General features: G+C 73.6%; 25 protein-coding genes. 14 read left to right on the top strand and 11 right to left on the bottom strand.

What is annotated here, in order from left to right; translation table 11 throughout:
• Nucleotides 1-80: 80 nt before the first annotated feature.
• Nucleotides 81-728: an FMN-dependent NADH-azoreductase gene (locus MicB006_RS03385; protein WP_116503758.1), complete on the top strand. Its 648-nt coding sequence runs from the start codon at nt 81-83 to the stop codon at nt 726-728.
• Between the two features lie 79 nt (nt 729-807).
• On the opposite strand, the gene MicB006_RS03390 is transcribed toward MicB006_RS03385, so the two are convergent.
• The 3 genes from MicB006_RS03390 to MicB006_RS03400 all read right to left on the bottom strand — a co-directional run bounded on the left by MicB006_RS03390 (nt 808) and on the right by MicB006_RS03400 (nt 5,279).
• The gene (locus MicB006_RS03390) at nt 808-1,842 is read right to left on the bottom strand and encodes a 2-oxoacid:ferredoxin oxidoreductase subunit beta (RefSeq protein ID WP_043326944.1); all 1,035 of its coding nucleotides are present in this window, start codon (nt 1,840-1,842) and stop codon (nt 808-810) included.
• Nucleotides 1,835-3,682 (bottom strand): 2-oxoacid:acceptor oxidoreductase subunit alpha, encoded by a 1,848-nt coding sequence (locus tag MicB006_RS03395; protein ID WP_116503760.1) that lies wholly within the window; start codon nt 3,680-3,682, stop codon nt 1,835-1,837. Before MicB006_RS03395 ends, MicB006_RS03390 begins: the two co-directional genes overlap by 8 nt.
• Nucleotides 3,683-3,878: 196 nt before the next feature.
• Nucleotides 3,879-5,279 carry a hypothetical protein gene (locus tag MicB006_RS03400; RefSeq protein ID WP_116503762.1) on the bottom strand — a complete coding sequence of 467 codons (1,401 nt, stop codon included), beginning with the start codon at nt 5,277-5,279 and terminating at the stop codon, nt 3,879-3,881.
• A gap of 126 nt (nt 5,280-5,405) precedes the next feature.
• Between MicB006_RS03400 and MicB006_RS03405 the strand changes: the two genes are divergently transcribed.
• Entirely contained in the window at nt 5,406-5,783 is a 378-nt protein-coding gene (locus tag MicB006_RS03405) for an NADH-quinone oxidoreductase subunit A (RefSeq protein WP_073825659.1), read from the top strand.
• Nucleotides 5,784-5,787: 4 nt separating this feature from the next.
• On the opposite strand, the gene folP is transcribed toward MicB006_RS03405, so the two are convergent.
• Nucleotides 5,788-6,657 (bottom strand): dihydropteroate synthase, encoded by an 870-nt coding sequence (gene folP / locus MicB006_RS03410; RefSeq protein ID WP_116503764.1) that lies wholly within the window; start codon nt 6,655-6,657, stop codon nt 5,788-5,790.
• Nucleotides 6,658-6,809: 152 nt separating this feature from the next.
• Here folP and MicB006_RS03415 point away from each other — a divergent pair, with 152 nt between their 5' ends.
• From MicB006_RS03415 to MicB006_RS03430, 4 genes are read left to right on the top strand one after another with little or no spacing between them, the layout of a single operon-like run.
• Entirely contained in the window at nt 6,810-7,424 is a 615-nt protein-coding gene (locus MicB006_RS03415; protein WP_116503766.1) for a DivIVA domain-containing protein, read from the top strand.
• On the top strand, nt 7,421-7,921 hold the full coding sequence (locus MicB006_RS03420; RefSeq protein ID WP_073825651.1) for an SRPBCC family protein: 501 nt from the start codon (nt 7,421-7,423) through the stop codon (nt 7,919-7,921). Before MicB006_RS03415 ends, MicB006_RS03420 begins: the two co-directional genes overlap by 4 nt.
• A gap of 37 nt (nt 7,922-7,958) precedes the next feature.
• On the top strand, nt 7,959-8,543 hold the full coding sequence (locus MicB006_RS03425) for a DNA-3-methyladenine glycosylase I (protein WP_073827031.1): 585 nt from the start codon (nt 7,959-7,961) through the stop codon (nt 8,541-8,543).
• A 36-nt stretch (nt 8,544-8,579) separates the two neighbouring features.
• On the top strand, nt 8,580-9,203 hold the full coding sequence (locus MicB006_RS03430; protein WP_116503768.1) for a hypothetical protein: 624 nt from the start codon (nt 8,580-8,582) through the stop codon (nt 9,201-9,203).
• 86 nt (nt 9,204-9,289) lie between these two features.
• On the opposite strand, the gene MicB006_RS03435 is transcribed toward MicB006_RS03430, so the two are convergent.
• On the bottom strand, nt 9,290-10,081 hold the full coding sequence (locus tag MicB006_RS03435; RefSeq protein WP_116503769.1) for an enoyl-CoA hydratase-related protein: 792 nt from the start codon (nt 10,079-10,081) through the stop codon (nt 9,290-9,292).
• Nucleotides 10,082-10,085: 4 nt separating this feature from the next.
• Nucleotides 10,086-10,904, bottom strand: coding sequence for a PaaX family transcriptional regulator C-terminal domain-containing protein (locus tag MicB006_RS03440; RefSeq protein WP_073825640.1), 819 nt, complete (start codon nt 10,902-10,904; stop codon nt 10,086-10,088).
• Nucleotides 10,905-11,094: 190 nt separating this feature from the next.
• Between MicB006_RS03440 and MicB006_RS03445 the strand changes: the two genes are divergently transcribed.
• A complete protein-coding gene (locus tag MicB006_RS03445) occupies nt 11,095-11,262 on the top strand; it encodes a DUF3117 domain-containing protein (protein WP_013283866.1) in 168 nt (55 codons plus the stop codon).
• Between the two features lie 143 nt (nt 11,263-11,405).
• Nucleotides 11,406-12,866 (top strand): M17 family metallopeptidase, encoded by a 1,461-nt coding sequence (locus MicB006_RS03450; RefSeq protein WP_116503771.1) that lies wholly within the window; start codon nt 11,406-11,408, stop codon nt 12,864-12,866.
• A 1-nt stretch (nt 12,867) separates the two neighbouring features.
• Here MicB006_RS03450 and MicB006_RS03455 read toward each other — a convergent pair whose 3' ends face one another.
• A complete protein-coding gene (locus tag MicB006_RS03455; protein ID WP_255419527.1) occupies nt 12,868-13,518 on the bottom strand; it encodes an O-methyltransferase in 651 nt (216 codons plus the stop codon).
• Between the two features lie 211 nt (nt 13,519-13,729).
• Between MicB006_RS03455 and MicB006_RS03460 the strand changes: the two genes are divergently transcribed.
• Nucleotides 13,730-15,034: a S1C family serine protease gene (locus tag MicB006_RS03460; protein WP_192900183.1), complete on the top strand. Its 1,305-nt coding sequence runs from the start codon at nt 13,730-13,732 to the stop codon at nt 15,032-15,034.
• A 72-nt stretch (nt 15,035-15,106) separates the two neighbouring features.
• The gene (locus tag MicB006_RS03465) at nt 15,107-15,523 is read left to right on the top strand and encodes a preprotein translocase subunit TatB (RefSeq protein ID WP_073825630.1); all 417 of its coding nucleotides are present in this window, start codon (nt 15,107-15,109) and stop codon (nt 15,521-15,523) included.
• 137 nt (nt 15,524-15,660) lie between these two features.
• On the opposite strand, the gene MicB006_RS03470 is transcribed toward MicB006_RS03465, so the two are convergent.
• From MicB006_RS03470 to MicB006_RS03480, 3 genes are all read right to left on the bottom strand, one after another.
• A complete protein-coding gene (locus MicB006_RS03470; RefSeq protein WP_116503773.1) occupies nt 15,661-16,809 on the bottom strand; it encodes an Mrp/NBP35 family ATP-binding protein in 1,149 nt (382 codons plus the stop codon).
• 72 nt (nt 16,810-16,881) lie between these two features.
• Nucleotides 16,882-17,490 carry a DUF1003 domain-containing protein gene (locus MicB006_RS03475; RefSeq protein WP_116503775.1) on the bottom strand — a complete coding sequence of 203 codons (609 nt, stop codon included), beginning with the start codon at nt 17,488-17,490 and terminating at the stop codon, nt 16,882-16,884.
• Nucleotides 17,483-18,769, bottom strand: a complete 1,287-nt coding sequence (locus MicB006_RS03480) for a magnesium transporter MgtE N-terminal domain-containing protein (RefSeq protein WP_116511138.1) — start codon at nt 18,767-18,769, stop codon at nt 17,483-17,485. Before MicB006_RS03480 ends, MicB006_RS03475 begins: the two co-directional genes overlap by 8 nt.
• A 33-nt stretch (nt 18,770-18,802) precedes the next feature.
• On the opposite strand from MicB006_RS03480, the gene MicB006_RS03485 reads away from it, so the two are divergent.
• A complete protein-coding gene (locus MicB006_RS03485) occupies nt 18,803-19,672 on the top strand; it encodes a PhzF family phenazine biosynthesis protein (RefSeq protein ID WP_073825620.1) in 870 nt (289 codons plus the stop codon).
• A 187-nt stretch (nt 19,673-19,859) separates the two neighbouring features.
• Nucleotides 19,860-20,393 carry a hypothetical protein gene (locus MicB006_RS03490; RefSeq protein WP_192900184.1) on the top strand — a complete coding sequence of 178 codons (534 nt, stop codon included), beginning with the start codon at nt 19,860-19,862 and terminating at the stop codon, nt 20,391-20,393.
• A gap of 120 nt (nt 20,394-20,513) precedes the next feature.
• On the opposite strand, the gene MicB006_RS03495 is transcribed toward MicB006_RS03490, so the two are convergent.
• On the bottom strand, nt 20,514-21,209 hold the full coding sequence (locus MicB006_RS03495) for an HAD family hydrolase (protein ID WP_073825614.1): 696 nt from the start codon (nt 21,207-21,209) through the stop codon (nt 20,514-20,516).
• A 104-nt stretch (nt 21,210-21,313) separates the two neighbouring features.
• Here MicB006_RS03495 and MicB006_RS03500 point away from each other — a divergent pair, with 104 nt between their 5' ends.
• Both MicB006_RS03500 and MicB006_RS03505 read left to right on the top strand, forming a co-directional pair.
• Nucleotides 21,314-22,312, top strand: a complete 999-nt coding sequence (locus MicB006_RS03500; protein WP_116503779.1) for a DMT family transporter — start codon at nt 21,314-21,316, stop codon at nt 22,310-22,312.
• 66 nt (nt 22,313-22,378) lie between these two features.
• Nucleotides 22,379-24,511, top strand: coding sequence for an APC family permease (locus MicB006_RS03505; RefSeq protein ID WP_225980631.1), 2,133 nt, complete (start codon nt 22,379-22,381; stop codon nt 24,509-24,511).
• Nucleotide 24,512: the final 1 nt, after the last annotated feature.

Raw genomic sequence — 24,512 nt, forward strand, 5'->3', positions numbered from 1 at the left:
CAGTTTACGCGCTATGAGGAACATCGACCTGCTATAAATAGTTGGTTCTACACGAACGATCGTCGGAGGAGGAATCACCAATGGCACACCTACTGCACATCGACTCCAGCATCACCGGGGAGCGGTCGATCAGCCGGCGGCTCAGCGCCCGCGCCGCCGCCGCCTGGCGCGCCGCCCACCCGGACGGCACCGTCACCTACCGTGACCTGGGCCAGAACCCGCTGCCGCACCTGAACACCGCGAGCGGCCTCGCGCGCATGGTGCCGCCGGATCAGCACACCTCCGAGCAGCAGGCTTCCTGGCAGCTGACCGAGGAGGTGGTGGCCGAGGTGAAGCAGGCCGACACGGTCCTGCTCGGGCTCCCGCTCTACAACTACGGCGCGCCCAGCAGCGTGAAGTCCTGGGTCGACCACCTGATCGCCCCCGGCATCGCGTACGACCCGGTGACGAACGCCGGGCTGCTCGGCGACCGCCAGTTCGTCGTCCTGGTCAGCCGCGGCGGCGGGTACGGCCCGGGCACCCCGCGGGAGGGCTGGGACCACGCCGAGCCGTGGCTGCCGCACGGCCTGTCGCTGACCGGCCTGGAGCCGCGGTTCATCTGCGCCGAGCTGACCCTGGCCCCGGTCAACCCGGCGATGGCCGAGCTGATCCCGCTGTTCGAGCAGAGCCTCGCCGCGGCCGAGCGGGCCGTCGACGAGCTGTGGGTACCCGCCCCGGCGGCCGCCTGACCGGGCTGCGTCACAGGCGAAGGGCGGGCCGCTCCACGGGGGAACGGCCCGCCCTTTCGCGTGACGGGTCAGCGGCGGATCAGAGGATCGTCCAGGTGTCGCCGCTGCCGAGCAGCGCGGCGAGCTGCTGCTCCGGGGTCTTGTCCACGCTGGCCTTGGCGGCCGCGACCTGCTCCTGCACCACGCTGTCGTAGGAGGGGCGGCCCACCGACCGGAACACCCCGATCGGGGTGTTGCTCAGGTCCAGGCCGGGCAGCCGGGACAGCGCGAACGCGTACGCCGGGTCGGCCACGCCCGCGTCGTGCACCACGATCTCCTCGGCCGGCGTGTTCGCGGTCTCCCGGACCTCCAGGCCGAAGCCGCCCGGCGGGTGGACGACGCAGAACTGCCCGTCCTTGCCGAACGTGATCGGCTGCCCGTGCTCCAGCCGGATCAGGAAGTCGTCCCGGGTGGCCGGCTCCTTCAGCGTGTCGAACGCGCCGTCGTTGAAGATGTTGCAGTTCTGGTAGATCTCCACGAACGCCGAGCCCTCGTGCTGGGCGGCGGCCCGCAGCACCGACTGGAGGTGCTTGCGGTCCGAGTCGATCGTCCGGGCCACGAACGTGGCCTCGGCGCCGAGCGCCAGCGACAGCGGGTTGAACGGCGCGTCCGCCGAACCGACCGGCGTCGACTTGGTGATCTTGCCGACCTCGGAGGTCGGCGAGTACTGGCCCTTGGTCAACCCGTAGATCCGGTTGTTGAACAGCAGGATCTTCAGGTTCACGTTGCGGCGCAGCGCGTGGATCAGGTGGTTGCCGCCGATGGAGAGCGCGTCGCCGTCACCGGTGACCACCCAGACCGACAGGTCCGGCCGGGACACCGACAGGCCGGTGGCGATCGCCGGGGCGCGACCGTGGATCGAGTGCATCCCGTACGTGTTCATGTAGTACGGGAAGCGCGACGAGCAGCCGATGCCCGAGACGAAGACGATGTTCTCCCGGGGGATGTTCAGCTCCGGCATGAAGCCCTGCACGGCCGCCAGGATGGCGTAGTCGCCGCAGCCGGGGCACCAGCGCACCTCCTGGTCGGACTTGAAGTCCTTGGCGGTGAGCTTGAGGGCGACGGGCTCAGACATTCTTCAGGACCTCTTCCAGCATCGTCTCCAGCTCGGCGGCGGTGAACGGCAGGCCGCGGACCTGGTTGTAGCCGATCGCGTCGACCAGGTACTTCGCCCGGATCACGTGGGCGAGCTGGCCGAGGTTCATCTCCGGGACGACCACCTTGTCGTACCGCGCCAGCACCTCGCCGAGGTTGGCCGGCATCGGGGCCAGGTGCCGCAGGTGCGCCTGGGCCACCGAGTGCCCGCGCTGGCGCAGGCCACGGCAGGCCGCGCCGATCGGGCCGTACGTCGAGCCCCAGCCCAGCACCAGCACCCGGGCGTCGCCGTCCGGGTCCTCCACCTCGACGGCCGGCACCGGGATGGTCTCGATCCGGGCCGCGCGGGTGCGCACCATGAAGTCGTGGTTGGCCGGGTCGTACGAGATGTCGCCGGTCTTGTCGGCCTTCTCCAGACCGCCGATCCGGTGCTCCAGACCGGCCGTGCCAGGCACCGCCCACGGGCGGGCCAGCGTCTGCGGGTCCCGCAGGTAGGGCAGGAAGGTGGTGCCGTCCTCGCCGTTGGGCTTCGTGGCGAACTCGACCCGCAGGTCGGGCAGCGACTCCACGTCCGGCAGCAGCCACGGCTCGGAGCCGTTGGCGACGTAGTTGTCCGACAGCAGGATCACCGGCGTGCGGTAGGTGAGCGCGATCCGGGCCGCCTCCAGCGCCGCGTGGAAGCAGTCCGACGGCGACTTCGGCGCGATCACCGCGACCGGCGCCTCGCCGTGCCGGCCGTACAGGGCCATGTTCAGGTCGGCCTGCTCGGTCTTGGTGGGCATGCCGGTGGACGGCCCGGCCCGCTGCACGTCGACGATGACCAGGGGCAGCTCCAGCGCCACCGCGAGGGAGATCGTCTCGCTCTTGAGCGCCACGCCCGGGCCGCTGGTGGTCGTGATGCCGAGCGCGCCGCCGTACGAGGCGCCCAGCGCCGCGCCGACCGCGGCGATCTCGTCCTCGGCCTGCATGGTGACGACGCCGAACTTCTTGTGCTTGCTCAGCTCGTGCAGGATGTCCGAGGCCGGCGTGATCGGGTACGCGCCGAGGAAGACCGGCAGCCCGGAGCGCACCCCGGCGGCCACCAGGCCCAGCGACAGCGCCGCGTTGCCGGTGATGTTGCGGTAGGTGCCGGGCAGCATCTTGGCCGGCTTGACCTCGTACCGGACGGAGAAGTCCTCGGTGGTCTCGCCGAAGTTCCAGCCGGCCCGGAACGCGGCCACGTTCGCCGCCACCAGCTCGGGACGGGCCGCGAACTTGCGCTCCAGGAAGCGCAGCGTCGACTCGTACGGGCGGGAGTACATCCAGCTCAGCAGCCCGAGTGCGAACATGTTCTTGGCCCGCTCGGCGTCCTTCTTGGAGACGGCGTGCTCGGCCAGCGCGCCGATCGTCATCGAGGTGAGCGCCACCGGGTGCACCGCGTACCCGGCGAGCGAGTCGTCGTCCAGCGGGCTGGTCGCGTAGCCGACCTTGGCCAGGTTGCGCCGGGTGAACTCGTCGGTGTTGACGATGATGTCCGCCCCGCGCGGCAGGTCGGCCAGGTTGGCCTTGAGCGCGGCCGGGTTCATCGCCACCAGCACGTTCGGCGCGTCACCCGGGGTCAGGATGTCGTAGTCGGCGAAGTGCACCTGGAAGCTGGACACGCCGGGGAGGGTGCCGGCGGGGGCGCGGATCTCGGCCGGGAAGTTGGGCAACGTGGAGATGTCGTTGCCCAGCTGCGCCGTCTCCGACGTGAACCGGTCGCCGGTGAGCTGCATGCCGTCGCCGGAGTCACCGGCGAACCGGATGACCACCCGGTCCAGTTGACGGATCTGCTTGGTCACACCCGCACCTCGCTTCGCTGAGCGCCGTCGCCCCTGCCGGCCCGGCCCGCTCCGATTCTCACGTCAGAGCCTACGTCGCCACGTTAGGGCCACCTTGGTCGAGGTCCGACGTATGGGACTGGTTCGGGCCGCTGTATGCCCCGCTTTGCAGGGTTTAGTACCTGGGTCCGTAACCCAGATCACCACCCATTCATGATCACCTGTCGGTGACCGGCGGCTCCGGCATGGTGATGTCGCTGCGGCGGCGCAGTGAACGGGTCGCCAGCGTCAACGCGAGCACGACCAGGAGGCCGGACACGGCGATCAGCGCGATCGCGGTCCGCCGGGTCGAGGCGTCGTCGTCGGCCGGCCCGCCGCCGGCGGCGAGTACGCCCTGCGAGGCGGTCGGACCCGGCGCGTCCACCGGCGGGGTGGCGTCCGCCGCGGCGGCGCTGATCCGGAAGCTCATCTGCACCTGCCGGTCCCGCCCGCTGCGCGGATCCAGCCGGCCGATCACCGCACCGGCCAGCGGGGCCCGGCGCTGCGCCTCGGCCGAGGCGGCGAGCGTCAACCGCAGGGTCGCGGTCCGGCCGGCCGGCAGGACGCCCAGCTCGCACCGGGTCCGGTCGGCGGTCACCGCGGCGCAGCCGTTGCCGGTGTCGCCGACAGTCACGCCGGCCGGCAGGAGCACCTCGATGCGGCCCACGGCGTCGACAGCGCCGGTGTTGCCGAGCCGGACGGTGAGCGTGCTGGGCGCGCCGCTGATGTCGAACAGCACCTCGTCGGCGCGCAGCGAGATCCCGGGCACCGGCGGCCCGGGCGGGAAGAGCACCGGGAAGCCCTCGTCGTCGTACGCCGCTCCGCTGACCCCGGGCGCGACGGCGGTGACCTGCACGGAACCGGTCAGCGGCATGGTGCGCCAGGCGTCGCCGTCGACCCGTACCCGGATGGTGGCGCTGAACCGGGCGCCCGGCTCGGCGTCCCACCCGACGCAGCGGTGGTTGCCGCCGCCGGTCGACTGGCAGCCCGGCGTGCCCGCGTCGGTCAGCCCGGGCGGCAGCGTGTAGCCGAGCGTGATCCGCTCCGCCCGGCCGCCGGTGTTCGTCACCGTCACCCGCAGCGTGGTCACTGTGCTGTCGGCGTTCCAGTAGTCGGCCGTGAGCACCACGTCCTCGGTGTTCACCCGCACCCCGAGCGGCCCGCCGGGCGGCTGGGCCGAAGGCGGCGGCGGAGGCTGGACGGGCGGCACGACCGGCGGCGGGGCGCTGGTGGGGCCGGGGGCCGCGGTGGTCGGCGCCGGCTCGGCGGGCGCGCTGCTGACCGGCGGGGCCGGCGCTGTGGTGACCGGTGGCGGAGGCGTGCTCGGGGGCGGCGGCGCCTCGGTGGGCGGCGGCGCCGGCGAGCTGGTCCCCGGATCCTCGGTGGGGACCGGCTCGGTCGGCTCCGCGGCCGGCTCGGCGGGTTCGACCACCCGGGCCACGCCCGCCGGACCTGCGACGGTGGCCGTCGCACCGGCCGGCGCCACCGCCACCACCGCCGCGACCAACGCGGGCGCCAGCAGCGCGAGGGTACGGCGGAGCGCGGCCCGCCGAACGGGTCGAACGCGCAGGCGGGGCATCTGTCCTCCGGGACGGGTCAAGGGAGTCTCATTATTCGGTGATGCTTGCCATCAGGCACTAGTCCTGCCAGGAAACGAATTCGTAACGTGTCCGGGACATCTGGACGGGACCGGTACGCTCCGGTCGTGACCGGATATCTCGGCTCGTACGCCACGCTCGGTCTGCTGCTGCTCGCCGCCGTGCTCTTCTTCGTGACGGCGTTCTCCGCGAACCGGGTGTTACGTCCGAGCCGTCCGGCCGAGCCGTGGGGTAAACGGGCCACGTACGAGTGCGGCATCGACCCGGTCGGCGGCGACTGGGCCCAGATGCAGATCCGCTACTACGTCTACGCCTACCTGTACGTGCTCTTCGCGGTCGAGGCCGTCTTCCTGTTCCCGTGGGCGCTGGTGTTCGACCGGCCCGGTTTCGGGGCCACCACAGTCGTCGAGATGGGCGTCTTCGTGTCGATCGTCGCGCTCGGCATCCTCTACGCCTGGCGGCGCGGCGTCCTGCGCTGGACCTGACCGGTCAGGCCAGCCCGCGCCGGGTCACCGCCGGCGGCCGGTCGCCCCGGATCGAGGCCACCATGTCCAGCACCCGGCGGGTCTGGCGTACCTGGTGGGCGCGGAACACCCGGGCGCCGAGCCAGGCCGAGACCGCTGTGGCGGCGAGCGTGCCCTCCAGCCGCTCGGGCACCGGCAGGTCGAGCGTCTCGCCGATGAAGTCCTTGTTCGACAGCGCCACCAGCAGCGGCCAGCCGGTGGTGGTCAGTTCCGCCAGCCGCCGGGTGATCTCCAGCGAGTGCCGGGTGTTCTTGCCGAAGTCGTGCGCCGGGTCGATCAGGATGCCGTCGCGGCGCACGCCCAGCCCGGCCGCGCGTTCGGCCAGCCCGGTCACCGTGGCGAGCACGTCGGCCACCACGTCGTCGAAGGCGGCCCGGTGCGGCCGGGTACGCGGAGCGAGCCCGCCGGCGTGCGAGCAGACCAGCCCGGCGCCGGTCGCCGCGGCCACCCGGGCCAGCGCCGGATCCGCCCCCGACCAGGTGTCGTTGAGCAGGTCCGCGCCGGCCGCCACCGCCTCCACCGCCACCTCGGCCCGCCAGGTGTCGATGGAGATGACCACCTCGGGGAAGGCGGACCGGACCGCGGCGATGGTGTCCACCGTCCGCCGGATCTCCTCGGCCACGTCCACCTCGTCGCCCGGGCCGGCCTTCACCCCGCCGATGTCGATGATCTCGGCGCCCTCGTCCACAGCGCGCTCCACCGCGCGCAGCGCGCTGTCCTGCGCGAACGTGGCACCCCGGTCGAAGAACGAGTCCGGCGTGCGGTTGACGATCGCCATCACCACCAGCTCGCCGGGGCCGAACGTCCGTCCGCCCAGCCGCAACGCCCCGGTCATGCCCGCCTCCTCGTCGCCCGCGCTCGCCGGCCGGTCCGACGCTATCCGGTCCCGTCCGCGCCACCGGTTCCGGTCCCGTGCGCCGGACGCATTTACCGACCGGACGCCCCGGAGGGCTCGCCCGATCCGGGCCCGCATGCCACGATCTGTGCATGGGTGAGGTACTGCTCCTCTTGGTCGTCGCGTTGACAGTCGCGGCTGTGGTGTTCGGCGTGACGGTGCTGGTCTCCGGCAAGGATCCGGGCCTGACACCGGCCGAGCCGGACGGGCGGGCCGTGCCCCTGCCGGGCAGCCGTCCGCTCGACGAGTCGGACGTGACAGGCGTCCGCTTCGACACGGCGCTGCGCGGCTACCGGATGGCCCAGGTCGACTCCGCGCTGCGCCGGGCGGCGTACGACATCGGCTACAAGTCCGAGCTGATCAGCGTGCTGGAGGCGGAGAACGCGGCCCTGCGCGACGGGCGCACCGAGGACGCCGACGCGCTGCGCCGGGCGCGCGAGGAGGCCGCCGCGACCCGGCCCGAGACGGAACCGGCCGTCGACCCGTCCGACCCGGAGCCGGTGGTGATCGACCTGTCCGCGCCGGAGCGCCCGGCTCACACCGACGCCGACGGGCAGCCGGGACGCGCCCCGGCCGAGCCGGGCGTGGCGGAGGCGCCCGCTGCCGCGGCGACCGAGGACACCGTCTCCCCGGCGAACGGGATCGGGGCCGGGTCGGCCGACGACGACCGGGAGCGCGGGCCGGTGGTCCGGTCGGAGTCGGCGTGACCGGCGCCGGCCGGCCGGCGGACGACTTCACCGAGGCGTCCCGGCGCGGTGCCGGCGAGGTCACCGCCACGGTGATCGTCGACGCGCCGGCCGACCGGGTCTTCGCCGCGCTGACCGACTGGGAGCGCCAGTCGGACTGGATCCCGCTGACCCGGGTCCGGGTGGTCGAGGGCGACGGCGGTGAGGGCAGCCTGGTCGAGGCGGTCACCGCGCTCGGCCCGGCCGTGCTCCGCGACGAGATGCGTGTGGTCCGGGTCGACGCCCCGTACGAGGTCGGGGTGGTGCACTGCGGCAAGCTGCTGCGCGGCCCCGGCGTGCTGCGCTGCACCCCGATGGACCGCGACCGCACCCAGGTGGTCTGGCACGAGTGGTTCCACCTGCCGGGCGGCCCGGCGGGGCGGGTGGCCTGGCCGGTGCTCTGGCCCGGCTCGAAGTTCAGCCTGACGCAGGCGTTGAAGAAGTTCGCCCGGCTGGTCGAGCAGGGCCGCCTGCCCTGACCCAGGGTTGTCGGTGGGCTGACCTACCGTGGACGCCGTGACTGACCTGGTGACCGGCCCAGACGGGCTGCCGCGCTGCGCGTGGGGAGCGAGCACCCCCGACTACGCCGTCTACCACGACGAGGAGTGGGGCCGGCCGCTGCGCGGCGACGACGCGCTCTACGAGCGGCTGACGCTGGAGGCGTTCCAGTCCGGCCTGTCCTGGCTGACCATCCTGCGCAAGCGGCAGGCGTTCCGGCTCGCGTTCGCCGGGTTCCGGATCGAGCGGGTGGCCCGCTACGGCGAGGCCGACGTGGCCCGGCTGATGGCCGACGCCGGGATCGTCCGCAACCGGGCCAAGATCGAGGCGGCGGTCGCCAACGCCCGGGCGGCGTCGGAGCTGCCCGAGGGTCTTTCCGCGCTGCTCTGGTCCTTCGCGCCCCCGCCCCGGGCGGCGCGCCCCCGGTCCTTCGCCGAGGTGCCGGCCACCAGCCCGGAGTCCGTCGCGATGGCCAAGGCGCTCAAGAAGCGGGGCTTCCGGTTCGTCGGCCCCACCACCGCCTACGCGCTGATGCAGGCCACCGGCATGGTCGACGACCACCTGGCCGACTGCCACGTGAGCGGTGACCGGGCCGGGGTGTGACGGAGTCCGCGACCTCCGGCGTGATGGGATTGGGACATGACCGACACCGAGCCGCGTACGAGCGGGACGACCGACGGTGAGACCACTACCGGCGCCTGGGCGGTGCTGCTGCCGGCCGAGCGCTTCGAGGCCGAGCGGCTGGTGCACCACGACGTGCTGGAGCTGACCGGGCCGGCCGGGGCGGCCCGCCCGCGGCCGGGCGACCGGGTCGCGGTGCTCGTCGGCGAGCCGCTGCGGCTGGTGGCGCTCGGCCGGGTCGCGCTCGCGACGTCCGAGACCCGGGAGGACCCGGACGACCCGCAGTCCGACCCGGCGGCCGGGTCGCTCGTGATCACGTACACCCGGCGGGCGCTGGACGAGCCGGTTCCGGTCGACGGCCCGGCGCCGGACGGGCCGGTGGTCGCGCTCGACCCGGCCCGCTGGCGCGCGCTGGCCGACCGGATCGGCCCGCCGCCCGCCCGCAGCACCTGGCTGGTCAGCCTGGACCTGCCGATCGAGGCGGCGTCGCGGGCCGAGGCGGTCCGGATCTTCTGGTCCTACGTGCAGGAGCTGGGTCCGCGTGAGCTGCCGGCGTTCGTCTCGCCCTACGGCGACGAGCTGGCCATGCAGGCGTTCGTGCTCGGGGTCGAGGCCAACCAGGATCCGGAAGAGGACGACTGACCCGGGCCACGATCCCCGTCGACGGCGGCTACGTGGCCCGCTGAGCGGGCGCGCGGGGCATTCCCGGCGCCCGGCCCGGCGCGGGTTCAGCGGCCCTCGAAGACCGGCTTCTGCTTGTTGACGAACGCCTTGGTGGCGGCGTGGTGGTCGGCGGTGGCGCCGCAGATCGCCTGCGCCTGCGCCTCGGCGGCCAGCGCGTCGGCGAGCGTGCCGGCGTCGGCGATGGAGAGCTGGCGCTTGATCGCCCCGTACGCGACGGTCGGGCCGGCGGCGAGCCGCGCCGCCAGCTCCTGCGCGGCCGGGAGCACCTGCTCGTCGTCGTCCACCAGCTTGGTGAGCAGGCCCAGCCGGCAGGACTCCTCGGCGCCCACCGGCTCGGCGAGCATCAGCAGCTCGACGGCCTTGGCGTGGCCGACCAGCCGGGGCAGCGTCCAGGACGCGCCGGTGTCGGCGGCCAGCCCCACCCCGGCGAAGGCCATCAGGAAGCGGGTCTTCGGGCCGCCGATGCGGAAGTCGGCGAGCAGGGCCAGTGAGGCGCCCGCCCCGGCGGCCATGCCGCGCACCGCGGCGACCACCGGCTTGGGCAGGTTGGCCAGCCGGGCGGCGATCGGGTTGTAGTGCGCCCGGACCGTGCCCAGCGGGTCGGTGTCGGCCGAGTCCAGCGTCCGCACGTGCTCGCGCAGGTCCTGTCCGGCGCTGAACGAGCCACCCGCGCCGGTCAGCACCACGGCCCGGCAGGAGCGGTCGGTCTCCAGCTCGGCCAGGGTGTCCCGGAGCGCCTCCTTGAGCGCCACGTCGAGCGAGTTCATCGCCGTCGGGCGGTTCAGCGTCAGGGTGACGACGGCGTCGGTGCGGTCGACGAGGAGCGGCTCGGTCACGTTTCTAACGACCCTTCTGTCTGGCGAGGCGGTTGCTCGCGTCGAGGCACTGCTCGACGTACCGGTCCGCGGCCGGCCGGAGCCGGGCGGCGTGCCGGTCGAAGAAGCTGGCCGCGCTGGTGCCCGGCCACCGCTCGGGCAGCAGCGCCGGTGGCAGCTGCGGGTCCCGGAACAGGAACGTACGCCACGCGTGCACGAGCCGGAACCGGGCCGCGTACGCGTCCTCGTCGCTGCTGCGCACCGTGACGCCGGACAGGAGCGGCTTCTGCTCGGCGACGAAGCGCTCGTACGCCCGGCCGATCTCGGCCAGGTCCCAGGCGCGGCGGACCACTCCCATCGCGCCGGGCGTGCCGGCGGTGTGGGCGGCGGTGAACCGCTCGTAGCGCACGCCCGCCTCGTCGAGCAGCAGGTCGACGTCCTCGCCGGCGCGGGTGGCGACCCATGTGCAGTCGTCGAGCGTGCCGTAGCCGAGGAAGGTGAGGTTGGCGGCGAGCCGCTGCCGGTCGCGGCGGGACGTGGGTGGGGTGAGCACCAGGAGGTCGAACCGTCCGTCCCAGCTGTGCCGTCCGGTCCGGTAGATCCGCGATGCCGCCTCGTCGAGTCGACGGGCCGCCTTCGGGGTGATCGAATACCCGGGTCCGGAGGCGAGCCGGAGCGGGTCCAGCCAGCCCTGACGGACCATCCGGCTGACCGCGGTGCGCACCGCCGGTGGGGCGATCCCGAGCGGGGCGAGCAGCTTGACCAGGGCGGCGACGGGTGCGCGGCCACCCCGGGCCCGGAGGTGGTCGCCGTACAGGTCGAAGAGTGCCGACCGTGCCTGCATGACCGCACATTGTGACAGGCCTATCCAAGATAAGCTAGATGCTGTTACATCAATGCTGCTTCGGTTTGGGTCCGGCGGTGTTCATCAGGGAAAATCGTTGGTCGAGCCTTCCGCGAGGGTTGCGGATGGCGATGGCGAAGTGGCTGTGGGGCAACTCACCGACCCTGGTGTAGGTCTGAGGGGAGACAACATGGCGGCGATGAAGCCGCGGACGGGCGACGGTCCGCTGGAAGTCACCAAGGAGGGCCGGGGCATCGTCATGCGTGTCCCGCTGGAGGGTGGTGGCCGGCTCGTCGTCGAGATGACTCCCGACGAGGCCACCGCGCTTGGTGACGCGCTGAAGGCGGCAGCGGGCTGATTCGAGGAGTGTCCGCGTGGCGTCCGCCGCGCGGGCGGTTCGTCATACCCTGAGCCACCGGCGTCGCCGGTGGCTCAGGGCCTTCCTCGGTGGGCGAGCGATGAAACGTCCCCGTTGAAACCGTTTCGGAGGTACGGTCCAGCGTGCTGGTCATTCGTCTGGTGAGCGGACCCGCGGGGTCCGACGCTCTCGCCCTGCCCGTCCGTCCCGGGAAGCCGGACTCTCCGGCCGAGCTGGTCCCGACCGCGGTGTCGCCCGGCGAGGACGTCCGGGCCGAGGCCGCCGCCGTGCTGCCCGCCACCCGGCTCACCGGCGCCGTCGGTGAGGTGCGCGAGCACCTGCGTCCCGGTGGCGCTCCGGGACGGCTGTGGCTGCTCGGCGTCGGGAACGGCGAGGAGCGCGACTGGCGTGCCGCGGGGGCCGCGCTGGCCCGCGCGGCGAAGGATGAGACGCAGATCACTATCGCGCTTCCCGTCGAGGCGACGGCGGCGCTGCGCGGCCTGGCCGAGGGCCTGCTGCTCGGCTCGTACCGCTTCCGGCTCACCGAGGCCGGCGGACGTCCCGCCCTGGCCGAGGCGCTGGTGCTCGTCGACGACCCGGAGACCCTCGCCGGCACGCTCGACGCCGCCCGGACCACCGCCGAGATGACCCGCCTGGCCCGGGACCTGACGAACACGCCCTCGTCCACCAAGAACCCCGAGTGGTTCGCCGCGCAGGTGGCCGGCGCCGCGTCCGGGCGTACCGGCCTGCACCTGCGGGTACGCGGCCCGCAGGAGCTGGCGGCCGAGGGCTTCGGCGGCATCCTGGCCGTCGGCGGCGGCTCCGCCAGCGGCCCGCGGCTGGTCGAGCTGGACTGGCGGCCGGAGGGCGCGCGCACCCACGTGGTGCTCGTCGGCAAGGGCATCACGTTCGACACCGGCGGCATCTCGATCAAGCCGGTGCCCGCCATGAAGCTCATGCGCAAGGACATGGCCGGGGCCGCCGCCGTGATCGCCGCGACGCTCGGCGCCGCCGAGCTGGGGCTGCCGGTACGCGTCACCGCGCTGGCCCCGCTCGCCGAGAACATGGTCAGCGGGTCGGCGTTCCGCCCCGGCGACGTGATCCGGCACTACGGCGGGCTGACCAGCGAGAGCACCAACTCCGACGCGGAGGGCCGGCTGGTGCTCGCCGACGCGATGGCGTACGCGGTCCGCGAGCTGAAGCCCGACCTGCTGATCGACCTGGCCACGCTGACCGGCGCGAACGCGGTGGCCCTCGGCAAGCGGCACGCGGCGCTCTACAGCGAGAACGACGCCCTGGCCGGCGACCTGCTCGACGCGATCACCTCGGCCGGTGAGCGGGCCTGGCGGATGCCGCTCGCCGACGACTACGTCGAACACCTGGCCAGCGACGTCGCCGACCTGCACAGCTCCCCGGCGCAGGGGGCCGGCTCGGTGGTGGCCGCGCTGTACCTGCGGGAGTTCACCGGCGACCTGCGGGACCGGTGGGCGCACCTGGACATGTCCGCGCCGTCGTGGTCCGACGACACGCACGGCGAGCTGGTCAAGGGCGCCACCGGCTGGGGCGTACGCGGGTTGCTGCGCTGGCTGGCGACGCTGGGTTGATCTAGCTCTTCACAGCGGCGAGCAGGCCGTGGCCGACCGGCAGCAGCGCGGGCACCCAGTTCTCCGACTCGCGGATCGTCTTGATGGTCTCCCGCACGGTGACCGTCTCGACGTCCCGCGCGGCCGGATCGCCGATCCGGCCCGCCGCGAGCGCGCCGTTGAGCGCGAGCACCCCGCCGGGGCGGAGCAGCCGCAGCGCCGCGTCCACGTACGCGGCGAAGCCGGTGGCCGCCGCGTCCACGAAGAGCAGGTCGTAGGCGCCGTCCGCGAGCCGGGGCAGCACGTCGAGGGCCCGGCCGGTGATGATCCGGGTACGTCCCGACGGGAAACCCGCCTCCTGGAACAGCCGACGGGCGATGCGCTGGTACTCCACCTCGACGTCGATCGTGGTCAGCACCCCGTCGGGGCGCATGCCGCGCAGCAGCCAGACGCCGCTCACCCCGGTGCCGGTGCCGATCTCCACCACCGCCCGGGCGCTGCCGGCGGCGGCGAGCAGCCGCAGGGCGGCGCCCGACCCGGGCGTGACCGCTTCCACCCCCACCTCGTGGGCGAGGGCACGGGCCGTGCGCAGCACGAGGTCCTCGGTGACGTACGACTCGGCGAAGTGAAGCGCCTGGGCCGTCGAACTGCCGTGACCGGCGACCGTGGCGATGGGACACCTCCGGGGGCGGACTGGTGCGAGGGGCGGTATGCACTGTGAGCGTAGAGGCGGGCCGGTACCCGCGCAGCCGCGAGTCCGCTGTGAAGCGGTCACGGAGGGCAACCCCTGACTCCATTCGCGTCATCCGTGTAATCCTGGATGCGTCCCGCGCGTCACGGTCGTCCGGCTCCGCCGGTCTCCGGCACGGGGCAAGGGGGACGGAGTGGGAGGCACCGACGTGACCGACGGCTGGGACTGGCGCCGGCCCGGCGGATCACCGGCACCGGGTGGACCGGCGCCGGGACGACCCGCGCAGGACACCCCGGGTCAGGCGACGTCGCCGTGGTGGTCGGACGCGCTCGCCGACCCGTGGCGGGACCCGTACGCGCCGGCCGCAGTGGTGGTTCCGGCCGCGCCGGCGCCCGGGGCGGGTGAGCCGGAGCCGGTCACCGATCCGGACCTGCCGACCCGGCCAGGGCTGCGCCAGGTGGTGCTGATTTCGCTGGTCACGGCGTTGCTGGCCGGTTCCCTGGGCAGCGCCCTGACGTACGCCCTCCTGCGCGGCGGGGACGTGCCGACGCTCGGCGCGCAGTCCGGGCAGGCCCCGGCGCTGGCCCAGCGCAAGCCGGAGTCGCTCGCGGGCGTCGCCGAGCGGGTCCTGCCCAGCGTGGTCACCATCCGGGTGGTCAGTCTCGGCGGCACCAGCGAGGGTTCCGGCTTCGTGGTCAGCGCCGAGGGGCACATCGTCACCAACGATCACGTGGTCGCCGACGGCCCCGGCAAGGCGACGGTCGTGTTCAACGACGGCAGCACCGCCGCCGGCACCGTGGTCGGGCAGGACCCGGAGTCGGACATCGCAGTGATCAAAGTCTCCCGCACCGGGCTGACCCCGGTGCAGTTCGGCGACTCCGACGCCCTGGCCGTCGGTGACCCGGTGCTCGCGATCGGCTCGCCGCTGTCGCTGGCAAACACCGTCACCGCCGGCATCGTGAGCGCGCTGGACCGGACGATGCAGGCCGGCGAGCCGGGCGGGCCGACCCGCTACTACGCCGCGATCCAGACCGACGCCGCCGTCAACCACGGCAACTCCGGCGGCCCGCTCGTCGACGGGGCCGGCCGGGTGGTCGGCGTGAACTCGACGATCAAGTCACTGGTGGCGGACGGGCAGGAGGCCGGCAACATCGGCCTTGCCTTCGCCATCCCGATCAACCAGGCGAAGCGGATCACCGAGGACATCATCGGCACCGGCAAGGCCCGGCGTACGGTGATCGGCGCCCAGGTCGGCGGCACCGGCGCCACCGGCGGCGGGGTACGCCTCAACGCGGTCGAGCCGGCCGGCCCGGCGGCGGCCGCCGGGCTGCGTACCGGGGACGTGGTGCTGCGGCTGGACGGCCATCCGATGACCGACCCGACCGATCTGGTGGCGCTGGTGCGCAAGTACGCGCCCGGGTCGGTGGTGACAGTCGAGTACCGGCGTGGGTCGTCGCGGCAGAACGCGTCGGTGACGCTCGCCGCTGACGCGAAGTGAGCACCGGTCACCCCCTCCCGGACGGTCACCTGACGTGCGTAGTCTTGCCCTGACACGGACGAGGAGGCCGCGGTGTTCGAGAACCTGAACTGGTGGGAGATCGGCGTCCTGCTGCTCCTGGCGCTGTTGATCTTCGGGGATCGGCTGCCCAACGTCATCAACGACGGTCTCCGGATGGTCCGCAACCTGCGCAACATGGCGCGCAACGCCACCGGCGACCTGAGCCGCGAGCTGGGCACGGACATCCAGCTGGAGGATCTGCACCCCAAGGCGTTCATCCGCAAGCACCTGCTCAGCGAGGACGACGAGCAGGCGATCCGCAAGCCGCTGCAGAGCATGTACGACAACCTGCGCTCGGACGTCACCGGCGTGCACGACGAGCTGAAGGACGTCGCGAAGGCCGCCGACCTGCGTACCCCCAGCGTGGCCACCGGCACGCCCACGCCGACGCCGCCGGCCCCCCGCCCGTCCTACGACGACGCCACCTGACGGCCCTCTTGTCGCGCTGATCATGAAGTTGACGGCGCGACACGCCGCTCCGGCGACCGCCAACCTCATGATCGACCCCGGAAAAGGGGACGCCCCCTCCCGCGTACGCGGGAAGGGGCGGTGGGGAGCGGTGGGAGCTAGCGGCCTGCCGGCTTGAGGCCCAGGGGCTTGCCGAGCAGCGACTCGCGGCGCACCGCGAGGCGGTCGGCGACCTGGAACATGGCCTTCGCGGCCGGCGCGTCCGGCTGCGCCAGCACGATCGGCTGACCGGCGTCGCCGCCCTCGCGTACCCGGGTGTCCAGCGGGATCTGCCCCAGCACCGGCACCTGCGCGCCGATGGTCCGGGTCAGCGACTCGGCCACCGCCGCGCCGCCACCGGCTCCGAAGACCTCCATCCGGGAGCCGTCCGGCATCTCCAGCCAGGACATGTTCTCGATGACGCCGACCACCCGCTGGTGGGTCTGCAGCGCGATCGCGCCGGCCCGCTCGGCCACCTCGGCGGCGGCGCCCTGCGGAGTGGTGACCACCAGGATCTCCGCGTTCGGCAGCAGTTGGGCCACCGAGATCGCGATGTCGCCGGTGCCCGGCGGCAGGTCGAGCAGGAGGACGTCCAGGTCACCCCAGTAGACGTCGGCGAGGAACTGCTGGAGTGCCCGGTGCAGCATCGGCCCGCGCCAGACCACAGCGGCGTTGCCGGGGGTGAACATGCCGATCGAGATGACCTTCACGCCGTGCGACTGCGGCGGCATGATCATGTCTTCGACGCGGGTCGGCGCGCCGTCGGCGCCGAGCATCCGGGGCACCGAGTGGCCGTAGATGTCCGCGTCCACCACACCCACCGACAGGCCCCGGGACGCGAGCGCGGCGGCCAGGTTGACGGTGACGCTCGACTTGCCGACGCCGCCCTTGCCGCTGGCGACCGCGTAGACGCGGGTCCGCGAGCCGGGCTGGGCGAACGGGATCACCGGCTCGGCCGTGGCACCACCGCCACGCAGCTTCGACTGCAGCTCCTGGCGCTGCTCCGGGCTCATCACCCCGAAGACGATCTCCACGCCGCTGACGCCGGGCACCGCGCCGACCGCGGCGGTGATGTCGCTGCGCAGCTTGTCCTTCAGCGGGCAGCCGGCCACGGTGAGCAGCAGCTCCACCCGGACCACGCCGTCGTCGTCCCGCTCGGCGGACTGGACCATGCCGAGTTCGGTGATCGGCCGGCGGATCTCCGGGTCGTTGACGGTGGCCAGGGCGGCCTGGATCGCGTCGGAGACGGTGCTGACGGGTGCTGACATGCCCGCAATGCTACGTCGCGGGTCATCTGCCACCGCCGCTGGCGGGGGCGGTGTGAGCGATTCGATGGCCGGTCAGCCGTCGTAGCGACCGTCCCGCGCGAAGTCGCCGTCCAGCTCGTCCCGGGGCTCGTCCAGGCGCTCGACGCCGGCCGCCCGGCGGGTCCCGCGCTCCTGCTGCCGCCGCTCCAGCTTGCGCCGCCGCTCGGCGGCCTCGTCCAGCTCCTCACCCAGCCGGGTCAGCTCGGAGCGGAGGAAGTCCCGGGTCGCCACGTCACCCATCGCGATCCGCAACGCGGCGATCTCCCGCGCCAGGTACTCCGTGTCGGCCTTCTGCAGCGTGGCCCGTCGCCGGTCCTCGTCCAGCGCGATCCGGTCCCGGTCCGCCTGCCGGTTCTGCGCGAGCAGGATCAGCGGCGCCGCGTACGACGCCTGCAGGGACAGGATCAAGGTCAGGAACGTGAAGGTGTACGGGTCGAAGCGCAGATTCGCCGGGGCCAGCGTGTTCCACAGGAACCAGGCGACCAGGATCAGCGTCATGTAGACGAGGAAGTTCGCCGTACCCATGCCCCGGGCGATGCCCTCGGCCCAGCGACCGAACGTCTCCGCGTCGACCCGGCGCAGGCGCAGGTTCCGCGGGGCGCGCGGCTGGTCCAGCCGGTCGCCCCGTCGCTGATCACTCATCGTCGCCGTCCAGGGTGCCGTCGTGGGTGGCGGACGAGGGGGATGCCGCGTCCCGGTCCCGCCAGTCCCGCGGCAGGGAGTGGTCGAGCACGTCGTCCACTGTCACCGCGCCGACCAGGCGGTTGTTCCGGTCCACCACCGGCATGCTCACCATGTCGTACGTCGCCATCCGGCGGGTGATCTCGGGCAGCGGCGTCGACGTCCGCAGCGGGTCGATGTCGTTCACCACGATGCCGCCGAGCAGATCGGCCGGAGGTTCCCGGAGCAACCGCTGGAAGTGCACCATACCCAGGTAGCGGCCGGTGGGCGTGGTCAGTGGGGCGCGGGTCACGAAGACCTGGGCGGCCACCGTGGGCGAGAGCTGCGGCTCCCGGATCCGGGCCAGCGCCTCGGCCACCGTGGCGTCCGGCGGCAGGATCACCGGCTCCGAGGTCATCACGCTGCCGGCGGTGCCGGAGGCGTAGCGCAACAACTGGCGTACCGGGTCGGCCTCGTCCGGCTCCATCAGGTCGAGCAGCACGTCCTGCTCCGGCGGGGGCAGCTCGTTGAGCAGGTCGGCGGCGTCGTCCGGTTCCATCTCCTCCAGCACGTCGGCGGCGCGCTGGCGGTCCAGCGCGGCAAGGATCTCCACCTGGTCGTGCTCGGGCAGCTCGCCGAGCACGTCGGCCAGGCGCTCGTCGTCGAGCGCGGCGGCCACCTCGTTGCGCCGGGCGTCGGGCAGGTCCTGGAGGGCGTTGGCGAGGTCGGCCGGGCGCAGGTCCTCCAGGATGGCGAGCAGGTTCGCCGTACCCCGGTTGTCGCCCACCGCGCCCAGGCCGTGCACCCGGTCCCAGTCGACCTGGTGGAGGTGGCCGCGCCGGGTGAGCCGGCCCGTGTGCTCGCGGACGGCGACCCGGCTCAGCGTCCACTCGCCGCCGCGGCTGCACTCCATGGCCACGTCCACCACGGACCCGGCCCGCCCGCCTTCGACCTGGACCCGGCGGTCGAGCAGTTCCTGGAGCACCAGCAGCTCGTTCGGGCGCTTCTCGAAGCGGCGCAGGTTGAGCGTGCCGCTGCCGAGCACCACGCCGTCCGGATCGATGGAGGTGATCCGGTTGATGGAGAGGAAGATGCGCCGCCGCATCGGCATCTCGGCGACCAGGCCGACCACCTCCGGCGGTCGCTGGGTCGCGCGCATCCGCGCCACCGCGTCCCGGACGCGGCCGACCTGATCGCCGTTCGGGTCGAAAACGGCGACTCCGGCGAGTCGAGCGAGGTAGACCCGGTTCGGCGTGCTCACGGGCACCAGCCTAAGGGCCTACTCTCTAACAGCATGTCGACCTTGGGCTACGAGATCGTGGACGTCTTCACCGACCGCCCCTTCGCCGGCAACCCGCTGGCCGTGGTGTTCGGCGCGGAAGGGCTGGCCACCGAGCAGATGCAGGCGCTCGCGCTGGAGTTCAACCTGTCCGAGACGGTCTTCGTGCTCCCGCCCACACAGGTGGGCGCCACCTACCGGGCGCGGATCTTCACCCCGGCCGACGAACTGCCCTTCGCCGGGCACCCGAGCGTCGGCGCCGCGGTGACGGCGAGCCGGCGCGGCGTCTTCGAGGCGGGCCGGGTCACCCAGGAGTGCGGCGCCGGCGTCCTGCCGATCGAGGTGACAGCCACCGGCGCGACGCTCACCGGCGGCACGCCCACGCTCGGCCCGGAACTCGACCCGGAACCGCTGCTGGAGATGGTCGGCCTCACCGGCCCCGACCACGTCGGCCCGCCACCGCGCGTCGCCGGTTGCGGTCTGGAGTTCCCCTACCTTCCGGTACGCCCGGACGCGGTGGCCCGGGCACGGTTGAACACGGCGGCGGCGGAGCGGTACGGCGTGGAGCACGTCAGCCTTTTCTCCTGGGACGCCGATTCGCAAACCGCGCACGCCCGGGTCTTCGTGCCGGGGCTCGGCGTGCCCGAGGATCCGGCGACCGGCTCGGCCGCTCTCGGGCTGGGCGTGTGGCTGGTCGCCAGCGGGCTGCTGCCCGGCGAGGGGCGCGCGGAGTACACGGTCCGGCAGGGCATCGAGATCCACCGCCCCTCCACGCTGACCTGCACGGTGACCGCCTCCGGCGGGCTGGCGCTGGGCGCGACCGTCTCCGGCCATGTGATGCCGGTGGCCCGAGGCGAGATCACCGTCCCCCCTTTCATCGGCTGACCCCACCCTGCCCACGCCTCTCCCTCCGCCTCTCCCTCCGCCCGGAGGGCTCACCCGGTGATCAAGGAGTTTGTGTCGGCGAACGGGCCTCTGGAGGACACAAACTCCTTGGTCAACCGGCCGGAGGCGCGGGCGGGTGGGCGGGCGGGTGGGCGGGTGAGGGTGAGGGCGGGAGGGATGGGCCGGGATGGGGGAGGATGGCGGGGTGAGTGACGAGGTGGACGAGCGGGTGACTCCTCCGCTGGTGGACGAGGCGGTGAAGAAGGCCGCTGTCTGCTGGGTGAGCAGTGGCGGCGGCCCGGCGTACGCGCTGTGGTGCCTCCCGCTGGACGGCACGCTGCTGGTGGTCACCGGCCCCGGTGAGCAGGCCGCCGCCGGGCTGGCCGACAGCGAGACGGCCGAGGTCACACTGCGCGGCGACCACGGCGGACGGATCGTCACCTGGCCGGCCCGGGTGACCCGGCTGCGGCCCGGCACCGAGGAGTGGGACACCGCCGCGCCGCTGGTCGCGGCGAAGCGGCTCAACGCCTCAGGGGCCGCCGCCGACCTGGTGGAGCGGTGGGCGGCGCAGGGGTGCGCGCTCAACCGGCTCACACCCGCCGGCACCGCAGTGACCGGCGCCGACCTGCCGGACGACTCGCTGAGTGAGCAGCCCCGGCCCGCCCCCGTGGTGCGGGCCGCCCGCAAGCCGTTCCGCCTGCACCGCGTCCGCCGCCGCTGACCGCGAACCGGCCGGGGCGTCAGGCGGCAGATGCCCGATGCGACCCGGCCACCTCCGGCCGAGCCGGACCGCGTCCGACAGGCCGCGTCCGACAGGCCGGGCCGCGTCCGACGAGCCAGGTCAGGCGACGGGGACCGGGTCGAGCAGGTCGAGCACGTCTGTCAGCGAGGTCAGCGACGGCCCGTCGAAGCCGTGGTCGGCGTTGAGGACCACGTGGCCGGCCAGGTCCGGCGCGGCCAGCCGGACCGCGCTCAGCCCGGCCCGTTCCGCGCCGGTCAGTTCCTGGCTGTCGCCGTCGCCGACGTAGAGGCAGTCGGCCGGGGCTTGGCCGAGCCGGTAGCAGGCGGCGAGGTACAGCTCCGGGTCCGGTTTGCAGCGTCCGAGGCGTACCGAGAAGATCTGGGCATCGAGCAGCGGCGCGACCGCGAGCTGTGGCAGGAACGCCGGCAGTTCGTGCGTGCAGTCGCTGACCAGCCCGGTGCCGACGCCCCGGTGGCGCAGCGCGGCCAGCACCGAAACCGCCTCCGCGCGTAGCCGGGTGTCGGCCCGTACGGCCCGGTGGCGGGTGGCGACGGCGGCGCGCACCGCCGCGTCGGACGGGTGGACGCCGAGCCGGGCGCACACCCAGCGCATGGTGGACTCGGCGTTCCCGAAGGAACCGCTGGCCCGTTCGTAGAAGCTGCCGTCCAGCACCTCCACCAGCGCCTCGGTGGAGCAGCCGAGCAGTTCGGCGGTGGCGCGGTGGGCGGCGCCGCGCCGGACGCCGTGGGTCAGGGTGCCGAAGAAGTCGAACAGCACGGCCTGGAATCTGGGCATGAGGGAACGCCTCCGGACGTCGAGGGGAGATCGCCGGGACGCATGATCGTAACGGAGTGCTGACTTTCCGTGTCTGTCGGGTGTCCGTGTGAGGATTACCGTTCGTGCCGACCGTTCCGCACCGCCCGCCGCTCGACGTGTTGACGGTGGGCGCGCTCGCCCTAGCCGTCGCCTCGGTGTCGTCCTCGGCGCCGCTCGTGGCGTTCGCCGCCGCCTCGGCGCTCGCTGTGGCGTTCTGGCGTACCGCGTTGTCGGCGGTGGTCCTGGGGCCGGTGGCGCTGACCCGTCGACGGGCCGAACTGCGCGCCCTGACGGTCGGGCCGGGCCGGCGTGAGGGCCTCTACTGCGTACTCGCCGGGGTGGCGCTGGCCGCACACTTCGCCACCTGGATGCCGAGCGCGCAGCTCACCTCGGTCGCGGCCGCGACCGCGCTCGGCGCGACGCAGCCGGTGTGGCAGGGCCTGATCGCCCGCTGGCAGGGCCGGCGGCTGCCGTCGGCGGTGTGGGCCGGCATCGCGGTGGCCGTGCTCGGCGCGGCGCTCGCCACCGGCGCGGACTTCGGCGTCTCCGGCCGCGCGTTCGCCGGTGACCTGCTAGCAGTGGTCGGCGGCCTGTTCGCGGCCGTCTACACCGCCTTCGGCGAGCGGGCCCGGGCCAGCATCAGCACCACCACCTACACCACCGTCTGCTACGGCGTGTGCGCGTTAGTTCTGCTGGTGGTGTGTCTGCTCGGCGGGGTACGCCTGCACGGCTTCGACGGCCCGACCTGGCTGGCGATCCTCGGCCTGGTGGCCGGCGCCCAACTGCTCGGCCACTCGATGTTCAACTACGCCCTGCACCGGGTCTCCGCGACCACCGTGAGCGTGCTGATCCTGCTGGAGGCGCCCGGCGCGGCACTGATCGGCTGGGTGTGGCTGGATCAGCTGCCCCGGCCGCTGGCCCTGCCGGGCCTGGCGTTGCTGCTGGCCGGCGTGGCGGTGGTGGTGCTCGGCGGGGCGCGGGCCGGTCGCCGCGTCACGCCGGTCGCCGCGCCCGCCGACCCGACCCCGCTCGGCGACGCGACGCAGGCGCGGCGACCCGGCGACGCTCCCGCGCCCGACTGAGCCGGTCGGGGCGAAGTCGCGCCGTTCCGGCCACCGGGCGGTCCGGTTTGCACGAAAGTGCTCAGGGTGAGGGCGGAGCGGGACGACGCGGCGCAGGCGGGCACCGTCGTCACGCCCTCGGCCGAGTTCCCGCCGCTCGGCGACGAGGAACGGGCGGCGCTCGGCCGGATCGGCGAGCGGTGGCGCCGCCCGCGCCGCGCTGACGACCTGCCGGTCGACCCGACGCTCGGGCGGCACGACCACCAGCCGGCGCCGACCCGGTTCGGCCGGCTGGCGCCGATCGACATGTTCACCGTGGCGCAGCCGGGCGAACTGGTCGCCACCGGCGCGGCGGACCTGCCCGGCAACCGGGCCGGCCGGTCGGTCGCCCGGGTCCGCCGGACCCTGTTCGGTCCGCCGTTGTCCAGCGCGTCGGTGTTGTACGAGCGGATGCGCAAGCTGGTCGCGCTGCCGGTGCTCTCCTCCGACCTGCTCAGCTCCGTGGCGTACGGGCCGGAGGCGATGCTCGCGGTGCTGGTGCTGGCCGGGAGCGCCGCGCTCGGGCTGGCCCTGCCGCTCGCCGCCGTGCTGGTGGTGCTGATGGTCGCGGTCGGCCTGTCGTACCGGCAGACCATCCCGGCCTACCCGCACGGCGCCGGCTCGTACATCGTCGCGGGGGACAACCTCGGGCGTACGCCGGGACTAGCCGCCGCGGCCGGGCTGATGCTCGACTACGTGCTGACCGTGTCGGTGTCGGTCGCGGCCGGGGTGCACGCGGTCACCTCGGCGCTGCCCGGGCTCGACCGGTGGGCGGTGCCGATCGGCGTGCTGGTGATCGCCGTGCTGCTGGCCGGGAACCTGCGCGGCGTACGCACCGCCGGGAACATCTTCGTGCTGCCCACGTACGCGTTCGTGGTGGTGCTGGTCGCGGTGCTGGCGGTCGGGTACGCGAAGGCCGCCTCGCGGGGTTTCGCGCCGCTGCCGCCGCCCTCGGTGCCGGCCGCCGAGGGCCTGGGCCTGCTGCTGGTCCTGCGGGCGTTCTCCTCCGGCGCGGTGTCGATGACCGGCATCGAGGCGGTCTCCAACGCGGTGCCCGCGTTCCGCCCGACCGAGTGGCGCAACGCCCGCACCACGCTCGGCTGGATGGTGGCCATGCTGGTCACGCTCTTCGCTGGCCTGGTCGGGCTGATCCACCTCGACGGCCTGGCGCCCCGGGCGGACGAGACGCTGCTGTCCCAGCTCGGCCGGGTGACGTTCCCCAGCGGACCCGGGTACGCGATCCTCCAGGCCACCACCGCGCTGATCCTGCTGCTCGCGGCGAACACGGCGTTCAACGACTTTCCCCGGCTGCTGTTCTTCATGGCCCGGGACGGGCACGCGCCGCGCCGGTTCCTGCACATGGGCGACCGGCTGGCGTTCAGCAACGGGCTGGTGGCGCTGGCGCTGACGGCCGTGCTGGTGTTCGTCGCGTTCGGCGGGCACACCGAGCGGCTGATCCCGCTCTACGCGGTGGGCGTCTTCCTCGCCTTCACGCTGTCCCAGACCGGGATGGTGGTGCACTGGCGACGCCGCCGGGGACCGGGCTGGCGCCGCCGGCTCGCGCTGAACGCGGTCGGCGCGACGCTGTCCGGTCTGGTGCTGCTGACCGCAGCGGTCGCCAAGTTCGCCGAGGGCGCCTGGGTGGTGGTGCTCGCGGTGCCGCTGCTGGTGCTGCTGTTCCGCCGGATCCGCAGGCACTACGACCGGCTGCACGGCGCGCTGGCGCTGCACTCGCCGCCGCCCGCGCCGCCCGCCGAGTGCGACGAACTGCCCCAGCAGGTACGCCACCTGGTGGTGGTGCCGGTGGCCCGGCTGAACCGGGCGTCGCTGCGCGCGCTGGCGTACGCGACGTCACTCGGGCGGCCGACGCTCGCCGTGCACATCGCTCCGGCGCAGGACGAGGCGGACCGGTTCCGGGACCAGTGGCGGACCTGGGGCGACCACCTGCGGCTGGAGACGATCGTGTCGCCGTACCGGTCGGTGATTGGGCCGCTCGCGCACTACCTGGAGGCGCTGCACACCGCGAGCCCGGATCTGACGCTCACCGTGATCGTGCCGGAGGTGGTGCTGCGCCGGCGGCGGTACCGGCTGCTGCACAGCCGCGCCGAGCAGCGGCTGCGGACCGCCCTGCGGGCGCTGCCCGGCGTGGTGGTCACGAGCGTCCCGGTGCACGTGACGTGAC

Source organism: Micromonospora sp. B006 (genome assembly GCF_003408515.1).
Taxonomy (GTDB): Bacteria; Actinomycetota; Actinomycetes; order Mycobacteriales; family Micromonosporaceae; genus Micromonospora; species Micromonospora echinospora_A.